The sequence below is a fragment of the Tessaracoccus bendigoensis DSM 12906 genome (assembly GCF_900141915.1).
GTDB lineage: Bacteria > Actinomycetota > Actinomycetes > Propionibacteriales > Propionibacteriaceae > Arachnia > Arachnia bendigoensis.
Window position 1 is genome coordinate 13484 of sequence record NZ_FQZG01000005.1, and the last position, 15980, is coordinate 29463.

Sequence of the window (15980 nt, forward strand, 5' to 3'; positions counted from 1 at the left end):
TGCGATGCCCCTTTCTACCTTGCCAGGTACCTCTTGACGGCACCGGCGAAGCTGTCTCCGCGGGCAGCGTATCCGTCCCACATGTCGAGGCTCGCACAGCCGGGTGACAGCAGAACCGTGTCGCCAGGTCGTGCCATCGAGCCCGCGAGCCCGACGACCTCGTTCATCACCTCAGTGTCGGTGCTGTCGAGCACAGTGACCGGGACATCGGGCGCGTGTCGCGCAAGCGTTTCCGCGATCAGTTGCCGGTCGACCCCGATCACGACGGCACCACGGAGCTTTTCACGGTGCGCGAGGACCAGATCGTCGAATGTGGTGCCCTTTGCCTGACCCCCGGCGATCCACACGAACGAATCGTAGGCCTGCATTGCGGAGTTCGCGGCGTGCGGGTTCGTGGCTTTTGAGTCGTCTACCCAGGTGATGCCGCCGGCCTCGGCGACCTTCTCGATGCGGTGCCCGGCCAACTGAAGCCGCCTGAGTCCCGCCGAGACGGACCCGGCGGCCACGCCGTAGCTCCGGGTGAGCGCCGCGGCTGCGACCGCATTGGCAAGGTTGTGCGGCGCGAAGGGGTGCACGTCTGACACCTTCGCCAGTTCGAGCGCCGAGTCGCGACGTTGAGGCACGAACGCGCGGTCGACGATCAGGTCGTCGACGACACCGAGCATCGAGAGGCCGGGGATGCCGGTGGTGAAGCCGATGGCCCTTGCCCCCTCGACCACGTCGGCCTTCTCGACCATCTTCTCGGTCACCGGTTCGGCGACGTTGTAGATGCAGGAGTTGGTTACTCCCTGGTAGATCTTCGCCTTGTCGGCGGCGTAGCGCTCCATCGCTGCGTCCCCCTCGTACCATTCGAGGTGGTCAGGATGGAGGTTCAGCACCACGGCCGAGTGCAGGTGCACGTTGTTCATCCAGTGCAGCTGGAAGCTGGACAATTCCACCGCGAACACGTCGTAGTCGACGTCGTCGAGGATGGCCTCGATGATCGGGCGGCCGATGTTGCCGACCGCTGCCGCCTTGCGTCCATCTGCGATCAGCATCGACTCGACCATCTGGGTGGTGGTGGTCTTGCCGTTGGTGCCGGTGATCCCGAGCCACGGGATCACCCGATCCGGCTGCATCATCCGCCACGCCAGTTCGGTCTCCCCCCAGACAGGCACCCCCTCGGCGGCGGCCTGCCGCAGGAGAGGCGCCGAGGGCCGCCAGCCGGGCGAGGTGACCACCAGGTCAGTGCCGGGCGGCAGTTGCGCCGTGGCGCCTGAGCCCAGCCGTACCGTCACGTCAAGGTGTTCGAGGAGCAGTGCCTTGTCGGCATATGCCTCCGACTCGTCGAGCACCGTGATCCTGGCACCCAGCGACATCAGTCCGTCCGCGGCTGCGAACCCAGAGATCCCGAGGCCCGCGACAACCACGTTTGCAGAAGGCCAGTCCGAGAGCCGGTTCGCGGCCGCCATCCACTGCTTCGTCACTGCCCAGTCACCCATTCCGCGTAGAAGATGCCGAGCCCGAGGGCGACGCAGAGCCCGCAGATGATCCAGAAGCGGATCACCACCGTGACCTCCTGCCAGCCGAGCAGTTCGAAGTGGTGGTGGATCGGCGACATCTTGAAGATCCGTTTGCCCTTCGTGGCCTTGAAGTAGCCGACCTGCAACGCGACGGAGCCGACCTCGATGACGAACAGGAGCCCGAGGATGACCAGCAGCAGTTCTGTGCGGGTCATGATCGACAGCCCAGCCAGGGCGGCGCCGATGGCCATCGACCCGGTGTCCCCCATGAAGATCTTGGCAGGCTTGGCGTTCCACCAGAGGAACCCGAAACAGGCCCCGGCGAACGCGATGGCGACCATCGCAAGGTCGTTCGGGTCGCGCACCTCATAACAGCGGGGCCCGGTCGTGGACAGGCGACCGCACCACTGGTTGTATTGCCAGATGTTGACGATGGTGTAGGCGGCGAAGACCAGGGTCGCGCTTCCGGAGGCCAGGCCGTCGAGGCCGTCGGTGAGGTTGACGGCGTTGGACCAGGCTGAGACGAGGAACACGATCAGGACCACGGCCAGGATAAGCGGCAGTGTGAGCCACGAAATGTCTCGCAGGAAAGAGATGGCGGGTGAGGCGGGCGTGACCCCCCGTGCGTCAGGGAAGTTCAGTGCCACGAGGCCGAAGACGGCACCGATCAGCACCTGGCCGATCAGCTTTCCCCTGGGGGTCAGCCCCAGACTGCGCTCTTTGGAGATCTTGGCCCAGTCGTCCAGGAACCCCAGGAAGCCCATCGCCACCGCGAGTCCGAGCACCAGGATCCCGGACAGCGAAGGGGTCTGCCAGCGGACCAGGTGCGTGAGTAGGTAGGAGAGCACCACAGCACCGATGATGACGAGGCCGCCCATGGTCGGGGTGCCGCGCTTCACGTAGTGGGCAGTCGGGCCGTCTTCCCGGATGAACTGGCCGTAGTGCCGCTTGGTCAAGAACTTGATCAGCATCGGGGTGCCGACCAGCGCAAGTACCAGCGACAGCCCGCCTGCCAGCAGGATGTTGATCACGACGTCTCTCCGTCCCGTGCAACCAGTTCGGCCGCAACAATTTCAAGGCCGACGCCGCGGGATCCCTTGATCAGGACGACGTCACCGGGCCCCAGACTAAGCGACGAGGCGACCTCATCCCGATTCGCCGCTCGTGCCGCATGTCCAGAAGAGGTGGCCCCGGCGACGATCTCGTCGGCGAACGAGCCCACCGCGACGACCTCGTCGACCCCGAGTTCGGCGGCGAGCACGCCGACCTCCCGGTGCAGCTGAGCAGAGGCGGAGCCGAGTTCGAGCATGTCGCCGAGGACGGCGATCACGCGGGCGTCGGGGTGCTCGATTCGGCTCCCGATGGCAAGTTCCACCGCAGTGCGCAGCCCGGCCGACATCGAGTCGGGGTTTGCGTTGTAGGCGTCATTGAGCACCAGTACCCCGCCAGGGCTGCGCGTCAGCTCCATCCGCCAGCGCGACCGGCTGGTTGCTCCCGAAAGGGCCTCCGCAACGAGGCCGAGGTCGAGCCCGGCGGCCAGCGCCGCGGCGGCGGCGGCGAGCGCGTTGGCGACCTGGTGGCGTCCGATGACCCCGAGCTTGACGGCGGCGGTGCGTTCGCCTTCCCCATCGGAGACGACCAGGGTGAAGGACGCCTGGCTGAGCGGGTTGAGGACGACATCACGGGCGGTGACCCGCAGATCGCCCCCCACGGGTTCGTGTTCGCCGAACCAGGCGATGCGGGCGCGGGTCGCGTCCGCCATCCCTGCCACCAGGGCGTCGTCGGCGTTGAGCACGGCCCAACCATGTTCTCCCACGGCGGCGACGATCTCGGACTTGGCCTCGGCCGTGGTCTCCATGTCGCCGAACTCGCCGACGTGGGCCCGCCCGATGTTGAGGCACACCCCGATGTCCAGACCGATCAACGAGGTCAACCACGCGATGTGGCCCACGCCGCGCGACCCCATCTCGGAGACCAGGTAGGCCGTGTCGTCGGCGACCCGGCACGCGGTCAGAGGGACGCCGATCTCGTTGTTCTGCGACCCCTTGGGTGCCACGGTCGGGCCGACGGCCTCGAAGACCTGCGCCATCAGGTCCTTCGTGCTGGTCTTGCCCGAACTGCCGGTGATCCCGATGCTGAGCATCCCGCGTGCGCGGGCCTCCGCTACCACTCCCCTGGCGAGCCAGCTGAGGGCGTCCACCGAGTCTGCGGCGAGGATGTGTGGGACGTCGGCGTCCGTCAGGTGCATGCCGACCACGCCCGCCGCCCCGGCCGCGACCGCGGCGGGTGCGAAAGAGTGCCCGTCGACGCGTTCACCTGGCAACGCGATGAACAAGGCACCGGGCGTCGCGTCACGGTTGTCGATGACCACGTCCGGGCCGACGTCGGCGTCGTCCCCGACGAGCTCAATCGCCGCAGGCTGCATCAGCTCGATCAGTTCGCTGATCCTACGAACGCGCATTCTTGTCCCCTTCTTCCCTGAGCCGACGCCAGGCCAGCGTCGCCTCCTCGACGTCGTCGAAGTCGACCGTGCGGTCGGCGAGAATCTGACCGCGCTCGTGCCCCTTACCGAGGATCGCCACGACGGAATCGGATGTGGCCCGACGGAGGGCCTCTTCGATGGCGGCACGCCGCCCGGCGACCTCGACGACCTCCGCGCCACCCACGCCACGGGCGCCCGCAAGGGTCTGCGCGCGGATCGCGGCCGGGTCCTCGGTGCGGGGGTTGTCGTCGGTGATGATCGTTACCCTGCTGCCCCGCGCGGCGGCCGCGCCCATGCCTTCGCGCTTCTCTGGGTCCCGGTCGCCCCCGCAGCCTAGAACCGAGATGACGGGGCCGACGTCGGAGAGTGATCCGACGGCGGCCTCCACCGCCTGCGGGGTGTGGGCGAAGTCGACCACGACCGTCGGTGCGTCGTCACCGAGGTGGACCCGCTGCATGCGGCCAGGCACCTGGGCAACGGCCAGCCCCCGCAGCGCGGCGTCAGTCGGCACGCCCACGGCCTCAAGCATCGCCAGGGCGACGACGGCGTCGACCATGTTGTATTCGCCCGGCATACCGATCCGCAGTTCCAGCGACTCTCCGCCACGTGCCACCACAGCACGGCCGCCGAACGCGCCGTCGGCCCGGTAACCGGACGGCCGGTAGTCGACGCCGGGGGCGGTACCGACCGTGACGAGCCTGGACCGCCCGTGCGCGAGCACCCGGCCCGCCAACTCGGCCCCGTGCTGGTCATCTACCCAGATCACGCTGACGGCGGAGCGGCCCGGTTCGAACAAGCGCGCCTTGGCCTCGAAGTAGTCCTCCATCGACTTGTGGAAGTCGAGGTGGTCACGGCCCAGGTTGAGGAACCCGACCACATCGAAACCGATCGCGTCGACCCGGCCGAGCGCGAGCGCGTGCGAACTGACCTCTAGTGCCACCGCCCCGGCGCCGCGTCGCTGCATCACGGCCAGCAGAGACTGGAGGTCGGGCGACTCGGGTGTGGTGACGGTGGTGCGCGAGGAGCGCAGTTCTTCAGCGTCGAGCCTGAACCCGATCGTGCCAATGGTGCCGGTGTGCACGTCGGCCGCCATCAGCCCGCTCTGCAGTAACGCGACGGTGGTCGTCTTGCCATTGGTGCCGGTGACGCCGAGCATCGTCATCTGCCTGCCCGGCTCCCCGAAGAGGCGGGCCGACACAGTGGCCATCGCGGAGCGGACGTCGAGGGCCGCCACGACCGGCACCAGCGAAGCGCCGATGAGTTCGCGCCCGGCATCGTCAGTCAGGATGGCAGCCGCCCCGGCTTCGACGGCCGCCTCCGAGAACGCGGCGCCGTGCGCCCGGCTCCCGGGCAGCGCGACGTAGAGCCAACCCGGTTCGACGCTGCGGGAGTCGAGGGTGATACCCGAGACGGCAACCCGGCTGTCAGTGTCGCCCACGAGACCGAGCCCCGCCACCAGGGATCCGAGGGTCGCCGGGGGCAGGCTGCTGGGTCGAAGCGGAGATTCCATTACTCGAACGTTAGCGGCAGATCGGGTGCCTCGGTTGTGGACGGGGCCACGTTGTAACGGGGAAGTGCCAGCCGCAGGACGTCGTTGACGACGGGAAGGGCCAGCTGACTACCGAGGTTACCGTTGGTGGGTTCGTCGAGGACCACGTAGACAAGAATCTGCGGATCCTCCGCCGGCGCAACGCCGACATAGGAGGAGGTGTAGCCGTTGTAGCACTTGCACTCGGGATCGAAACGCTGCGCGGTTCCCGACTTGCCGATGGAGCGGTAGCCGTCGATGGCGCGCTTCTCGCTCAGGGTGACCACCGACTCCATCATCTCGACGACCGAACTCGACGCCTCCTCCGAGATCACCCGGCGCGAGACCGGTGTCGGTAGTTCCACCTCGGTGCCGTCTGCCCTGGTGGCCGACTTCAGGATGGTCGGCTGGTGGTAGGTGCCGCCGTTGACCACAGCCGCGACCGCCGCGGCCATCTGGACGGCGTTGACGCTGAGGCCCTGCCCGAATGCGATCTGGTCGCGGGTGTAGTCGGCCATGTCCGGGCCGGGCAACTGCCCGGAAGACTCGCCGGGCAGACCGATGCCGGTCTTGGCCCCCAGCCCGAATGAGGACAGGTACTTGTTCAATTCAGCCTTGTCCAACTGCCTGGCCAGTTCGATGGTGCCGATGTTGGACGACTTCGCGATGATTCCGCGGGCCGTCAGTTGGATGGTGCCGTGGGAGAACGAGTCTCGGACCGATCCGCCACCGGAAGCGATGCTGGGCGGAACGACCACCTCGGTGTCGGGGGTGACGAGCCCCTGGTCCGCAAGCGCGGCCATAGTCAGGACCTTCTGCACCGAACCGGGTTCGTAGGCCTCGGTTACCGCCCGGTTGCCCAGGTCGTCGGCGGCGGCCTTGCTGGTGTCGGCCGAATCGAAGCTGGGCCCATTGGCTAATGCGAGTACCTCACCGGTGTTGACGTTCATCACGATCAACTTGCCGGTGCTGGCACCCGCATTCGTCATGCCTTGGGCCAACGCCTGCTCCGCCATCCACTGCAGGTCGGAGTCGATCGTGGTCTGGTACGAGACGCCGTCGACCGCGGGTTCCATGATCGAGGTGCCCAGTGGGATTCGCCCGTAAGTGGAGGCATCGTAGACCTGCTTGCCGGGCGTGCCGGTCAATTCGTCGTCAAGCGCATACTCAAGGCCGGAGGCGCCCTCTCCCTCGGCGTTGACGAAGCCGATCACGTTGGAGGCGACGGTGCGGTTCGGGTAGGCCCGTACCGGGTCGCTGGTGCCGTAGACGCCGTACCAGGGCCGCTTTCCATCGCCGTCGAAACCGAGTTTCAGGTCCGCCTGGAGTTCGGTGAAGGTGTTGGCGCTGACCCGGCGCGCAACGACCGCGTACCTGGATTGCTTGCCGGTCTTCTCTGAATCCGCGTCGGCGATGAGCGCGAGGTAGGTCTCCTTCTTCCCACCGAGGTGTTTGACCAACAGATCGGCGACGGCCTCGGGAGCAGCCGCGGCCTCCGCCTGCTTCCTCTTCGACATGGGATAGCGTTCGTCGGCGCCGTTGGTCCGGATGATCATCGGGTCGATCGAGACCAGCATCGCCGGCTCCGTCGTGGCCATCACGACACCGAAACGGTCGGTGATATCGCCACGCGTCGCGGGCAGTTCCTTTGTGGACTGCATCTTCTCCGCGGCCTTGGCCGCATAGGCCTGCGAGTCGAAGCCCTGCAACTGGACGGCGCGCACGCCGGCGGTGCCGAGCAGCAGGGCCACCACCAGCGTGAACACCCGGATCCGGACGCTCATGCGCCCCATGGGGAGCGGGATGGTGCGCTTGTACCTGCGAGGTGTCCCCGGTGCTCCCGGCTTCCCCTGGGTTGAACCCGGTCCTGGCCGCGCGGCGGGGCGTTTCGTCGACGCGGAGCCTGATGACGAGCGTGGGCCGGACGGTCCCCGCGATGTGGGCTGCCGGGGCGGCTCCTGCCGGGTCACGGCTGGCCTTGCCCCGGCGCCGCGGCCGAGAGGTCATCCGGCAGTGCCTCCTCGGCCGCCGGGTCTGCCGGTGCGGCGACCGCGGCCGCCGCATCCGCGGAGGGCGTCGCCGTCGGTATCGCACCGGTCAGGAACGGCAGCTCGTCACCCACGACCGGGGTCGGGACCCCGGTGACGGTGCCGTCGGACAGGTTGATGAATGCCGGATACGGGTTGGGCACCATGCCGAGCCCCGTGGCTCGCAGGGCCAGCGCGCTGGCGCTGGAGACCTGCTGCAGCTCGGACTCGAGCGCCGCCGACTTGTAGCCGAGTTGCGTGGCCTCCCGCCGCAGGTCGGAGAGTTCGTTGGACTGGGTCCCGACCGAAGTCGTAACGATCAACACGGCGGCGAGCCCGACGGCGATGAGCACGCCCACGAAGACGATGAACCCGAAGGTGGACAGCGACGCCTTGGGGCTCGGGACCAGCGTCAGCCGTGGCGGCTTCCTGGTCTGCGCCTCGGTCGTCGTGACGGGTACGGCGCTCATGCGGCCTCCTTGATCCGTTCGGCGGCGCGCAGGCGCGCAGATGCGGCCCGCGGGTTTGTGGCGATCTCCTGCTCGTCTGGCCGTTCGGCTCCCCTTGTCAGGAGCCGGAACGAGGCCTTGAGGTCGTCCGGTACGACGGGCAGGTCTCGGGGAGCCCGGTCGCTGGCCGCGCGGGTAAGGGCGCGCTTCACTGGGCGGTCCTCGAGGGAATGGTAGCTGAGAACCGCTATCCGGCCACCCATGCTCAGCGCATCGAGCGCGGCGGGCAGGACGCCCTCAAGTGCCGCCAGCTCCCGGTTGACCTCGATCCGCAGCGCCTGGAAGGTGCGCTTGGCCGGGTGGCCCCCGGTGTGCCGTGCAGCCGCCGGGATGGCTGCTGAGATGACTTCGACGAGCCGGGCGGAGTTCTCGAACGGCGCTATTTCGCGGGCCGAGACGATCGCCCTGGCAATCCGGTCGGCGAAGCGCTCTTCGCCGTACCACTTGAGAAGATTCGCCAGTTCCCTGACCGGATAGGTGTTCAGGACATCGGCGGCGGTCGGTCCCCCGGTCGGATTCATCCTCATGTCCAGCGGCGCGTCGACACGGTATGCGAAGCCACGCTCCGTGCGGTCGATCTGCAGCGATGAGAGGCCCAGGTCGAGCAGGACCGCCTCGACGCTGGCGATCCCGAGGTCGTCCAGCACGTCTGGCAGTTCGTCATAGACGGCATGCACGAGCCTCGCTCGCTCCATGAGTGGCCCGAGCCGCTGCTCGGCGACCCGGTGAGCGTCAGGGTCACGGTCGATACCGATCAGCCTGGCCTCCGGGCATGCTTTCAGGATCGCGATGGAGTGACCGGCCAGCCCCAACGTGGCGTCGACGAAGATCGCGCCCGGTCGGGAGAGAGCCGGGCGCAACAGTTCGACGATCCGGTCGAGCATGACCGGATCGTGAACGTCGGCAAACCCCTGCGTCACTGATTTCGACCCTTCTTGTTCTCTATCACCGCTTGTCACCCGGAGATTCCCTTCCGGATCGGACCTGACATCGGGGAAGTGAAGTCAGGGCCGGGCCGGCCGGGTATCACCGGGTGGAGTTCACAGCCCCGCGAGAGCCGTGAACTCGTTGTCCATCTCCGAGAAGCCCTCTTCGCTGCTCTCGGAATACTTCTCCCACGCTGCGGCGTCCCAGATCTCGGCGCGGTCGCCCGCCCCGATAACCACGACGTCGCGGTCCAGACCGGCGTACGAGCGCAGGTTCGCCGGGATCGTCACCCTGCCCTGCCGGTCCGGAATCTCATCGCTGGCGCCCGCCATCAGCATGCGCTGATAGTCGCGGACCTCTTTGACCGTGCTCGGTGCACTGAGCAGAGAGGTCATCTTCGCCTCGAAGGTCGCTCTCGGGTAGACGGCCAGCGCCCGGTCCTGGGTCTTCGTCACGACCAGACCCTCGGCAAGTGCCTCGCGGAACTTGGCCGGAAGGATCAGGCGGCCCTTCTCGTCCAGCTTCGGCTGATATGTCCCCAGGAACATTGATCAGGCACCTCCTTCCTCCCTCAGTCACCCACTTTGCCCCACCGAGCACCACATTACCCCACTTCACTCCACTCACCAGCCATTTTCGCCCCTCTCGCGACACGCTCCACCCATTCGGCCAGGCCGGGGCCCCGGCAATGCAATTGGGCGCGGTCCGAACACGGGTTCGGCCCACTTGTAGGCTTGGCGTCGCCGCACATCTCCCAAGATCCAAGGAGCCCAGGTGATCCAACACGCCACCCCCTCACTGCCAGAGGTGTCCCAGCTCGCCAACCGCATGTCAGAAGAGATGGGCCGCGTCATCGTCGGCAAACCGACACAGATCCGGATGGCGGTGACCGTTCTGCTTGCAGAGGGGCACCTGCTCATCGAGGACGTGCCGGGTGTAGGCAAGACGGTGTTGGCCAGGGCGCTCGGGCGGGTGATCGCGGGCGAGGTCAAACGCATCCAGTTCACCCCTGACCTGTTGCCGAGCGACGTGACCGGCGTGTCCGTCTTCAATCAGTCGACCCGCGAGTTCGAGTTCAAACAGGGCGGCATCTTCGCCCACATCGTCCTGGGCGACGAGATCAACCGGGCCTCACCGAAGACCCAGTCCGCATTGCTGGAGGCCATGGCGGAGAACCAGGTTTCGGCAGATGGGCACACCTACCGGCTCTCCCGCCCGTTCATGGTGATCGCAACGCAGAACCCGATCGAGATGGAAGGCACCTATCCCCTCCCTGAGGCACAGCGTGACCGCTTCATGGCCAGGATCACGATGGGGTACCCGGCCAGGCAGTCCGAGGTGGCGATGCTGACCGCACAGGCCGGTGGCGACCAGTTGAACACGGTCCAACCGGTGACCGACGCGGCCACGGTCGAGGCCGCGATCAAGGCCATCCGCGCCGTCTATGTGGCCCCGGTGATCAACGACTACATAGTGGCCATCTCCGAGGCCACCAGGACCCATCCCGATCTGCGTCTGGGCGCCAGCCCCCGAGCATCGCTGCACCTGATGCGTGCATCAAGGGTCGTAGCCGCACTCGCGGGGCGCGACTACGTGATCCCCGAGGACGTCGGCTCGCTCGCCGTCGAGGTGCTCGCGCACCGGGTGCTGCCCACGGTGGAGGCCCAGGTCGCGCACCGGGAACCGGCCGGCATCATCGCCTCGATCGTTGCGTCGGTCCCGACCCCGGCGCGGGGGTAGGGCACGTTGCGGGGAGGTGCACGGCTTACGGGCCGAGGCATAGCGCTACTCATCATCGGTGGTGTGGCGGCAGTGGCGGCCGCCGCCATCGGTGAGATCGACCTGCTGGCTCTCGCGTTGGCGATCACGGTGCTGCCGCTGCTTTCGTTCCTCTACCTGGTGCTCGTACCGCCACGGTTGCGGCATCAGCGCTCGCTCGAGCCTTCGACCATGCCAGTCGGTGAAACCTCCCGCGTCGTGCTGCGGGCAGTCAACGACGCTCCGGCGCAGGCAAGCCCACTGCGGATCAGCGACGCCGCCGATCAGGCGGTGGGCGGCGGTGCCTCCTTCGTGATCGCCCGAGGCTTCGGCCGTTGGCAGCAGGGGGTCAGCTACAGCGTGGTCGCCGACTCGCGCGGCCGTTTCCAGATCGGGCCGCTGACGGCCAAGGCCACCGATCCGCTCGCCATGGCGAGCCGCACCGTCACGTCCGCCGGTTCGGATTCCACGCTGCGGGTCACACCGAAGGTGTGGGAACTGAACGAACTTCCCTCAGGAGCCGGGTTGGGGGCCGCAGGCGACGCCACCCCGCAACGGATCGGACAGGCAGGCGCCGATGACGTGCTGGTCCGCGAACACCGGCACGGCGACGACATGCGCAGGGTGCACTGGAAAATGTCCGCCAAGCGCGACGACCTGATGGTGCGACTCGAGGAACACCCCTGGGACCCGTCGAGCACCCTCATCGTCGACACCCGTCTCTCGGCGCACGCCGATCACGGCCCGCGCGGTTCACTCGAGTGGGCCGTCTCGGCGGTGGCCTCCGTCGCGAGGTTGCTGCTGGTAGGCCGGTACCGGCTCTCGATCGTTGCTCCATCTGGCACCGTCTTCGAGTCCGGCCATGCCGTCGGCCCGCTCGCGAGGCAGGCGATGCTCAACGCCCTCACGGACCTGGCTTCCTCCGAACACACCTGGCTGGGTGAGGCCTTCAACGATCCGGAAGCCGTCTCGTCGGCTGCCTCGGTGGTAGCGGTCACCGGCCTACTGTCGGCGGCAGATGCGGCCGCGCTGAGCGCGGCCGGCGCGTCGGCCCGCAGCAAGATCGCGCTCGTGCCGGACGCCCCGACCTGGGGAACACCGTCCGCCGAACACGAGGACGCCTGCCTCCTGCTCGCCAAACACGGCTGGACGGTTGCCACCTACGCACAGGGCGAAACCGTGCCCGAGGCCTGGGGCCGGGTGAACGCATGAAATTCACACACCATCCGTTCTCCAGCCTGCTGATCGCAGTGGCCGTCTGGCTCTCGCTGCTTCCGCTGGCCCCACTCATCGAGCCCTTGGCCTACAGCATCGAAAGCGTGCCACTGCTCGCGGCCGCGGCGCTGATCGGGCTGATCCTCGCCCGGATGCGCGCTCCCCGCGTCCTGACCCTGGTGGCGCAGGTGATCGCCCTGCTCGGGGTCCTCCTCTGGCGGGGGCTGACCCTCGCCGGGCCGGGCGACCCGGCCGGGTCACTCAGGACGCTGACGCTCGACGGGATAGAAGCCATCCGGTCGCAGGCCGCACCGCTGACCGCGACACCCGGGACAATCTGGCTCTGCCTGCTCCTGGTCACGCTGCTCATCATCGTGGTCGAACTGCTTGTCAACGTCCTGGAACAACCGGGCTGGTCGATCGCGCCGCTCTCGTTGTCGTTCGGGATCTCCGCCGTGATCCTGCGCGACGACCTACCCCTCTTCGACCTCGTCCCCGTGATCGGCGCCTACACGATCGTGCTCCTGAGCGTCGCGGGGGTGGGCCCGACCACCGGCCGGGCCTCGCGGCAGAGCCCGTTCCATATTTCGAGGGTCATGACCGGTCTCGGGTTGGCCTCCATCGCCGTGGCGGTCTCACTGTTGGTCAGCCCGCTGGTCCCCCTTGGCCCCAAGCAGCCGTGGAACTCGGGCACGGACGGGCCGATCCAACTCAGCGACCCACTGGTGCGGCTCGACCAGGACCTGCGACGTCCAGCCGACACACCGGTGTTGACGTACCGGCCGAGCACCGGTGAGCCGACCTACCTCCGCACCGTCGCGCTTTCGAGCGTCACGGCCGACGGTGCCCGGTTGGTGCCCATGCAGTTGAACAGGTTCGGGCTGCGTGACCTCGATGCCCCTCCCGGCACCGAAGTGACGGTGGAGACACAGATGGCCGACGTGCCTTCCGAGTACCTGCCGGTGCCGTTCGCCGTCACCGACATCGATGCGGCCGGGCTATGGTCGTATGATCCTGCGACCCTGACCGTCGTGGCGGCAGGCGAAGACCGCACCGAGCAGACCCGCAACCTCAGTTACACGGCCCAGGCGGTCATGCCCAACCCGTCGAGGGAACAGATCGAGGCAGCGGAGGCCGGAAGCGGGCTCGACCCCGTATTGTCGGAGGTGCCCTCGGAACTCTCTCCTGAGGTCGCCACCCTCACCGCCGATGTCGTCGGGGACGCGGTGACCGCGGGGCAGCAGGCGCTCGCGATCCAGTCGTTCCTGCGCTCCGACGAGTTCACCTACTCGCTGGACGCGCCGAGTTCGGCCGGCAGTTCCGTCATCGACGCCTTCCTACTGTCCGACCGGTCCGGTTACTGCATCCACTTCGCCACGGCCATGGTCACGATGGCCCGGATCCAGGGCATTCCCGCCCGGATGGCGGTCGGATTCACGCCCGGCGATTCGCTGGAGGACGGCAGCTTCGAGGTGACCTCGCACGACGCGCACGCGTGGCCGGAACTGTTCCTCGACGGCCTCGGCTGGGTGCCGTTCGAACCGACTCCCGCTTTCGCGGGCAATCCCGGATACACCGACCCGGCCGCCCAGCCTTCCGCCGAGCCGTCCCAGGAACCCTCTCCGTCTGTGCCTCCGGCGTCGTCGCAACCGACGGTCGCCCCACCCAGCCCGACGGCAACCCCCACCGCCCCTGCCACATCCTCCGGGGGAGGCGGCGCCGGGCTCGGGATCGGCCTTGGAATCGTGTTGCTGATCGGGCTCGCCTTCGCGCCTGCCCTGGTGCGGTTGGGCCAGCGACGCGTGCGCCTGCGCGGTGGGGTGTCGTCGGCTGAGGCCGCCGACGGCGCCTGGAACGAGACGCTGGCCACCCTGCGCGACCACGGCATGACGTGGCCCGGAGGGTCCCCCGTCCCCGGGGCCTTGGCGCTTTCCGAGGATCTTCCCGACGAGGCTGCAGAGACACTGGCAGGGATCGCCCACACAGTGGAGCTCAGTCGCTACTCACGCGAAGGGGCGGTGACCGGTGGACTAGCCGGACAGGTCCGGGCCCTGCGTGGCACCCTGTGGGGTGTGGCCCCGTGGGGGCGGCGCCTCCGGGTAACCTTCGTCCCGCCGTCCGTCTTCACCCGATCGCCACGTAAGGGGACCCATGCCACATCCGATTGACTGGGCGCATAGAATGGGCTCAACAAGCACCCGAGGGAGTTGAGATGGCCCTTTCTGAGCAGGAGCGCAAGCTGCTGGAGCAGCTTGAGGCGTCCCTTATGGCCGACGACCCTGGTCTAGCCGAGAAACTGAGCGGATCTACCGAGGTGCGCGTGCACCGCAGGCGAGCCGCGCTCGCCGGGTTGTGCTTCGTCATCGGCGTCGTGGTGCTCGTGGCTGGCGTGACCGTGCATCCGGTGGTCAGCGTCGTGGGCTTCCTCATCATGTTGGCCGCCGCACTCTTGGGCATCAACTCGTGGCGAAGGGTCGGCGACGACGGTGGCCAGCCGAGCAAGCCCCACCCGGCCCCGCCGAAGCCGAACCCGCCACCCTCGTCGGGCAGCGATTTCATGGAGAAGTTGGAGGAACGCTGGCGTCGGCGCCAGGACGGCGATAACTGAACCTGATTCGCCGGTCTGGGCCCGCTGGCGTTACCAGCGCTAAGTCCCCGACACCATCGCTAAGTCCCCGATACCAGCGCTAAGTCCCCGACACCAACGAAATGCCGCGTCACCAGCGAAATACGGCAGGTATCCAGACATATCACTGGTAACCGCGAAAACTGCTGGTGACGACCAAGGCCACCGACACCTCCCATCGGTCCCTCCCCAGATCCGGTCAGGCTGACGTGGCTTCACCCCGCAGCGGTGAGCATCTCGCCACGCCGCGTCAACCGAGCCCGCTGCACCGCCTGCGGGCCGAACCGAAGCACCGCCGCGTCGATCGCCTCCTCAGCGTCCTCCCAACCATGGGACGGCTCATCCAGCACGGGCTGCCGATACGTCTGCGACTTCGGCACCAGCTTCTCGGCCCGGACCCCGACCCGTCGGATCCGGGCTCGTTGCAGCCCAAGCTTCTCGAACAGCCTGAGCGCCTCGGCGTAGATGTCGTTGGTGCGGTCGGTGTAGGCCTTCAGCGTCCCGGTGCGGGTGATCGTCGTGAAGTCGGCGAACCTTACCGAAAGGGTCACGGTCTTACCGACCATCTCCTGCGCCCGCATCCGGCCGGCAGTGCGGTCTGCCATCCGCAGGATCTCGGTGACCACCAATGCCGGATCATCGGTGTCGCGGCTGAAGGTCTCCTGCGATCCGACACTGTGCTCTGAGGGCTCCTTCGCGAGCACCGAACGGTCGTCGCGACCCCAGGCGAGGTCGAACAGCAGCGCACCCTGCCCGTCGCCGAGTGCCCGCTGCAACGTAGGTCTCGATGTGTTGGCGAGGTCTCGAACCGTCGTGAGACCCAACCGGTGCAGCCTACCGGCGGTCGCCTCCCCCACCCCCCAGATCGCCTCCACCGGAAGCGGATGCAGGAAGGCGATGACTTCCTCCTCCTGCACCCTGACGAGCCCGTCGGGCTTGGCCTGCTTGGAGGCGAGCTTGGCGATGAACTTGCTGGGGCCGATGCCGACCGAGCAGGCGATGCCCTGCTCGTCCATCACCTGGGCCCGGAGCTCCTCCCCGACCACGACCGGGTCGCCGCCCAGGCGCCGCAGCGCCGTGGTCAGATCGATGAACGCCTCGTCGATGGAAGCCATCTCCACCCGGTCGGTCATGGTGTCGAAGATCTCAGCGACCCCCACCGAGACGGCTGAGTAATGGTCGAAATCCGGAGTCACCACCGCCGCCTGGGGACACAACCGCCGCGCCCTGCTCGAAGGCATGCCCGCGGTGATCCCGAACCGTCTGGCCGGATAGTTCGCCGACAACACCACCCCCCTGCTGGAACCGCCGACGAACATGGGCACTTCCCGCAGTTCAGGGTGGCGCGCCATCTCGACCGACGCGTAGAAGGCGTCCATGTCCACGTGTGCGATCACCGTCACGGC

General features: G+C 67.7%; 13 protein-coding genes. 4 read left to right on the top strand and 9 right to left on the bottom strand.

Annotated features, from left to right (window positions below; genetic code table 11):
* Positions 1-14: 14 nt before the first annotated feature.
* The 8 genes from murD to mraZ all read right to left on the bottom strand — a co-directional run bounded on the left by murD (position 15) and on the right by mraZ (position 9523).
* Positions 15-1481 (bottom strand): UDP-N-acetylmuramoyl-L-alanine--D-glutamate ligase, encoded by a 1467-nt coding sequence (gene murD, locus BUC15_RS01185; protein WP_073185660.1) that lies wholly within the window; start codon positions 1479-1481, stop codon positions 15-17.
* The gene (gene mraY, locus BUC15_RS01190) at positions 1463-2533 is read right to left on the bottom strand and encodes a phospho-N-acetylmuramoyl-pentapeptide-transferase (RefSeq protein ID WP_073185662.1); all 1071 of its coding nucleotides are present in this window, start codon (positions 2531-2533) and stop codon (positions 1463-1465) included. Before mraY ends, murD begins: the two co-directional genes overlap by 19 nt.
* Positions 2530-3963 (bottom strand): UDP-N-acetylmuramoyl-tripeptide--D-alanyl-D-alanine ligase, encoded by a 1434-nt coding sequence (locus BUC15_RS01195; RefSeq protein WP_073185664.1) that lies wholly within the window; start codon positions 3961-3963, stop codon positions 2530-2532. Before BUC15_RS01195 ends, mraY begins: the two co-directional genes overlap by 4 nt.
* Positions 3950-5494 (bottom strand): UDP-N-acetylmuramoyl-L-alanyl-D-glutamate--2,6-diaminopimelate ligase, encoded by a 1545-nt coding sequence (locus BUC15_RS01200; RefSeq protein WP_084189260.1) that lies wholly within the window; start codon positions 5492-5494, stop codon positions 3950-3952. The genes BUC15_RS01195 and BUC15_RS01200 overlap by 14 nt, the downstream gene beginning before the upstream one ends.
* The gene (locus BUC15_RS01205) at positions 5494-7305 is read right to left on the bottom strand and encodes a peptidoglycan D,D-transpeptidase FtsI family protein (RefSeq protein ID WP_073185666.1); all 1812 of its coding nucleotides are present in this window, start codon (positions 7303-7305) and stop codon (positions 5494-5496) included. The genes BUC15_RS01200 and BUC15_RS01205 overlap by 1 nt, the downstream gene beginning before the upstream one ends.
* Positions 7306-7478: 173 nt before the next feature.
* Positions 7479-8009, bottom strand: coding sequence for a cell division protein FtsL (gene ftsL, locus BUC15_RS01210; RefSeq protein ID WP_073185668.1), 531 nt, complete (start codon positions 8007-8009; stop codon positions 7479-7481).
* A complete protein-coding gene (rsmH, locus tag BUC15_RS01215) occupies positions 8006-8968 on the bottom strand; it encodes a 16S rRNA (cytosine(1402)-N(4))-methyltransferase RsmH (RefSeq protein ID WP_281249243.1) in 963 nt (320 codons plus the stop codon). The genes ftsL and rsmH overlap by 4 nt, the downstream gene beginning before the upstream one ends.
* 120 nt (positions 8969-9088) lie before the next feature.
* Positions 9089-9523, bottom strand: a complete 435-nt coding sequence (gene mraZ, locus BUC15_RS01220; RefSeq protein ID WP_073185670.1) for a division/cell wall cluster transcriptional repressor MraZ — start codon at positions 9521-9523, stop codon at positions 9089-9091.
* 280 nt (positions 9524-9803) lie between these two features.
* Here mraZ and BUC15_RS01225 point away from each other — a divergent pair, with 280 nt between their 5' ends.
* The 4 genes from BUC15_RS01225 to BUC15_RS01240 all read left to right on the top strand — a co-directional run bounded on the left by BUC15_RS01225 (position 9804) and on the right by BUC15_RS01240 (position 14556).
* A complete protein-coding gene (locus tag BUC15_RS01225) occupies positions 9804-10715 on the top strand; it encodes an AAA family ATPase (RefSeq protein ID WP_084189272.1) in 912 nt (303 codons plus the stop codon).
* A 63-nt stretch (positions 10716-10778) separates the two neighbouring features.
* Positions 10779-11945 carry a DUF58 domain-containing protein gene (locus tag BUC15_RS01230; RefSeq protein WP_139280044.1) on the top strand — a complete coding sequence of 389 codons (1167 nt, stop codon included), beginning with the start codon at positions 10779-10781 and terminating at the stop codon, positions 11943-11945.
* Positions 11942-14116: a transglutaminase TgpA family protein gene (locus tag BUC15_RS01235; protein WP_073185676.1), complete on the top strand. Its 2175-nt coding sequence runs from the start codon at positions 11942-11944 to the stop codon at positions 14114-14116. The genes BUC15_RS01230 and BUC15_RS01235 overlap by 4 nt, the downstream gene beginning before the upstream one ends.
* A gap of 44 nt (positions 14117-14160) precedes the next feature.
* The gene (locus BUC15_RS01240; RefSeq protein ID WP_073185678.1) at positions 14161-14556 is read left to right on the top strand and encodes a DUF3040 domain-containing protein; all 396 of its coding nucleotides are present in this window, start codon (positions 14161-14163) and stop codon (positions 14554-14556) included.
* 233 nt (positions 14557-14789) lie between these two features.
* Here BUC15_RS01240 and dinB read toward each other — a convergent pair whose 3' ends face one another.
* A complete protein-coding gene (gene dinB, locus BUC15_RS01245; protein WP_245787846.1) occupies positions 14790-15977 on the bottom strand; it encodes a DNA polymerase IV in 1188 nt (395 codons plus the stop codon).
* Between the last annotated feature and the right edge of the window lie 3 nt (positions 15978-15980).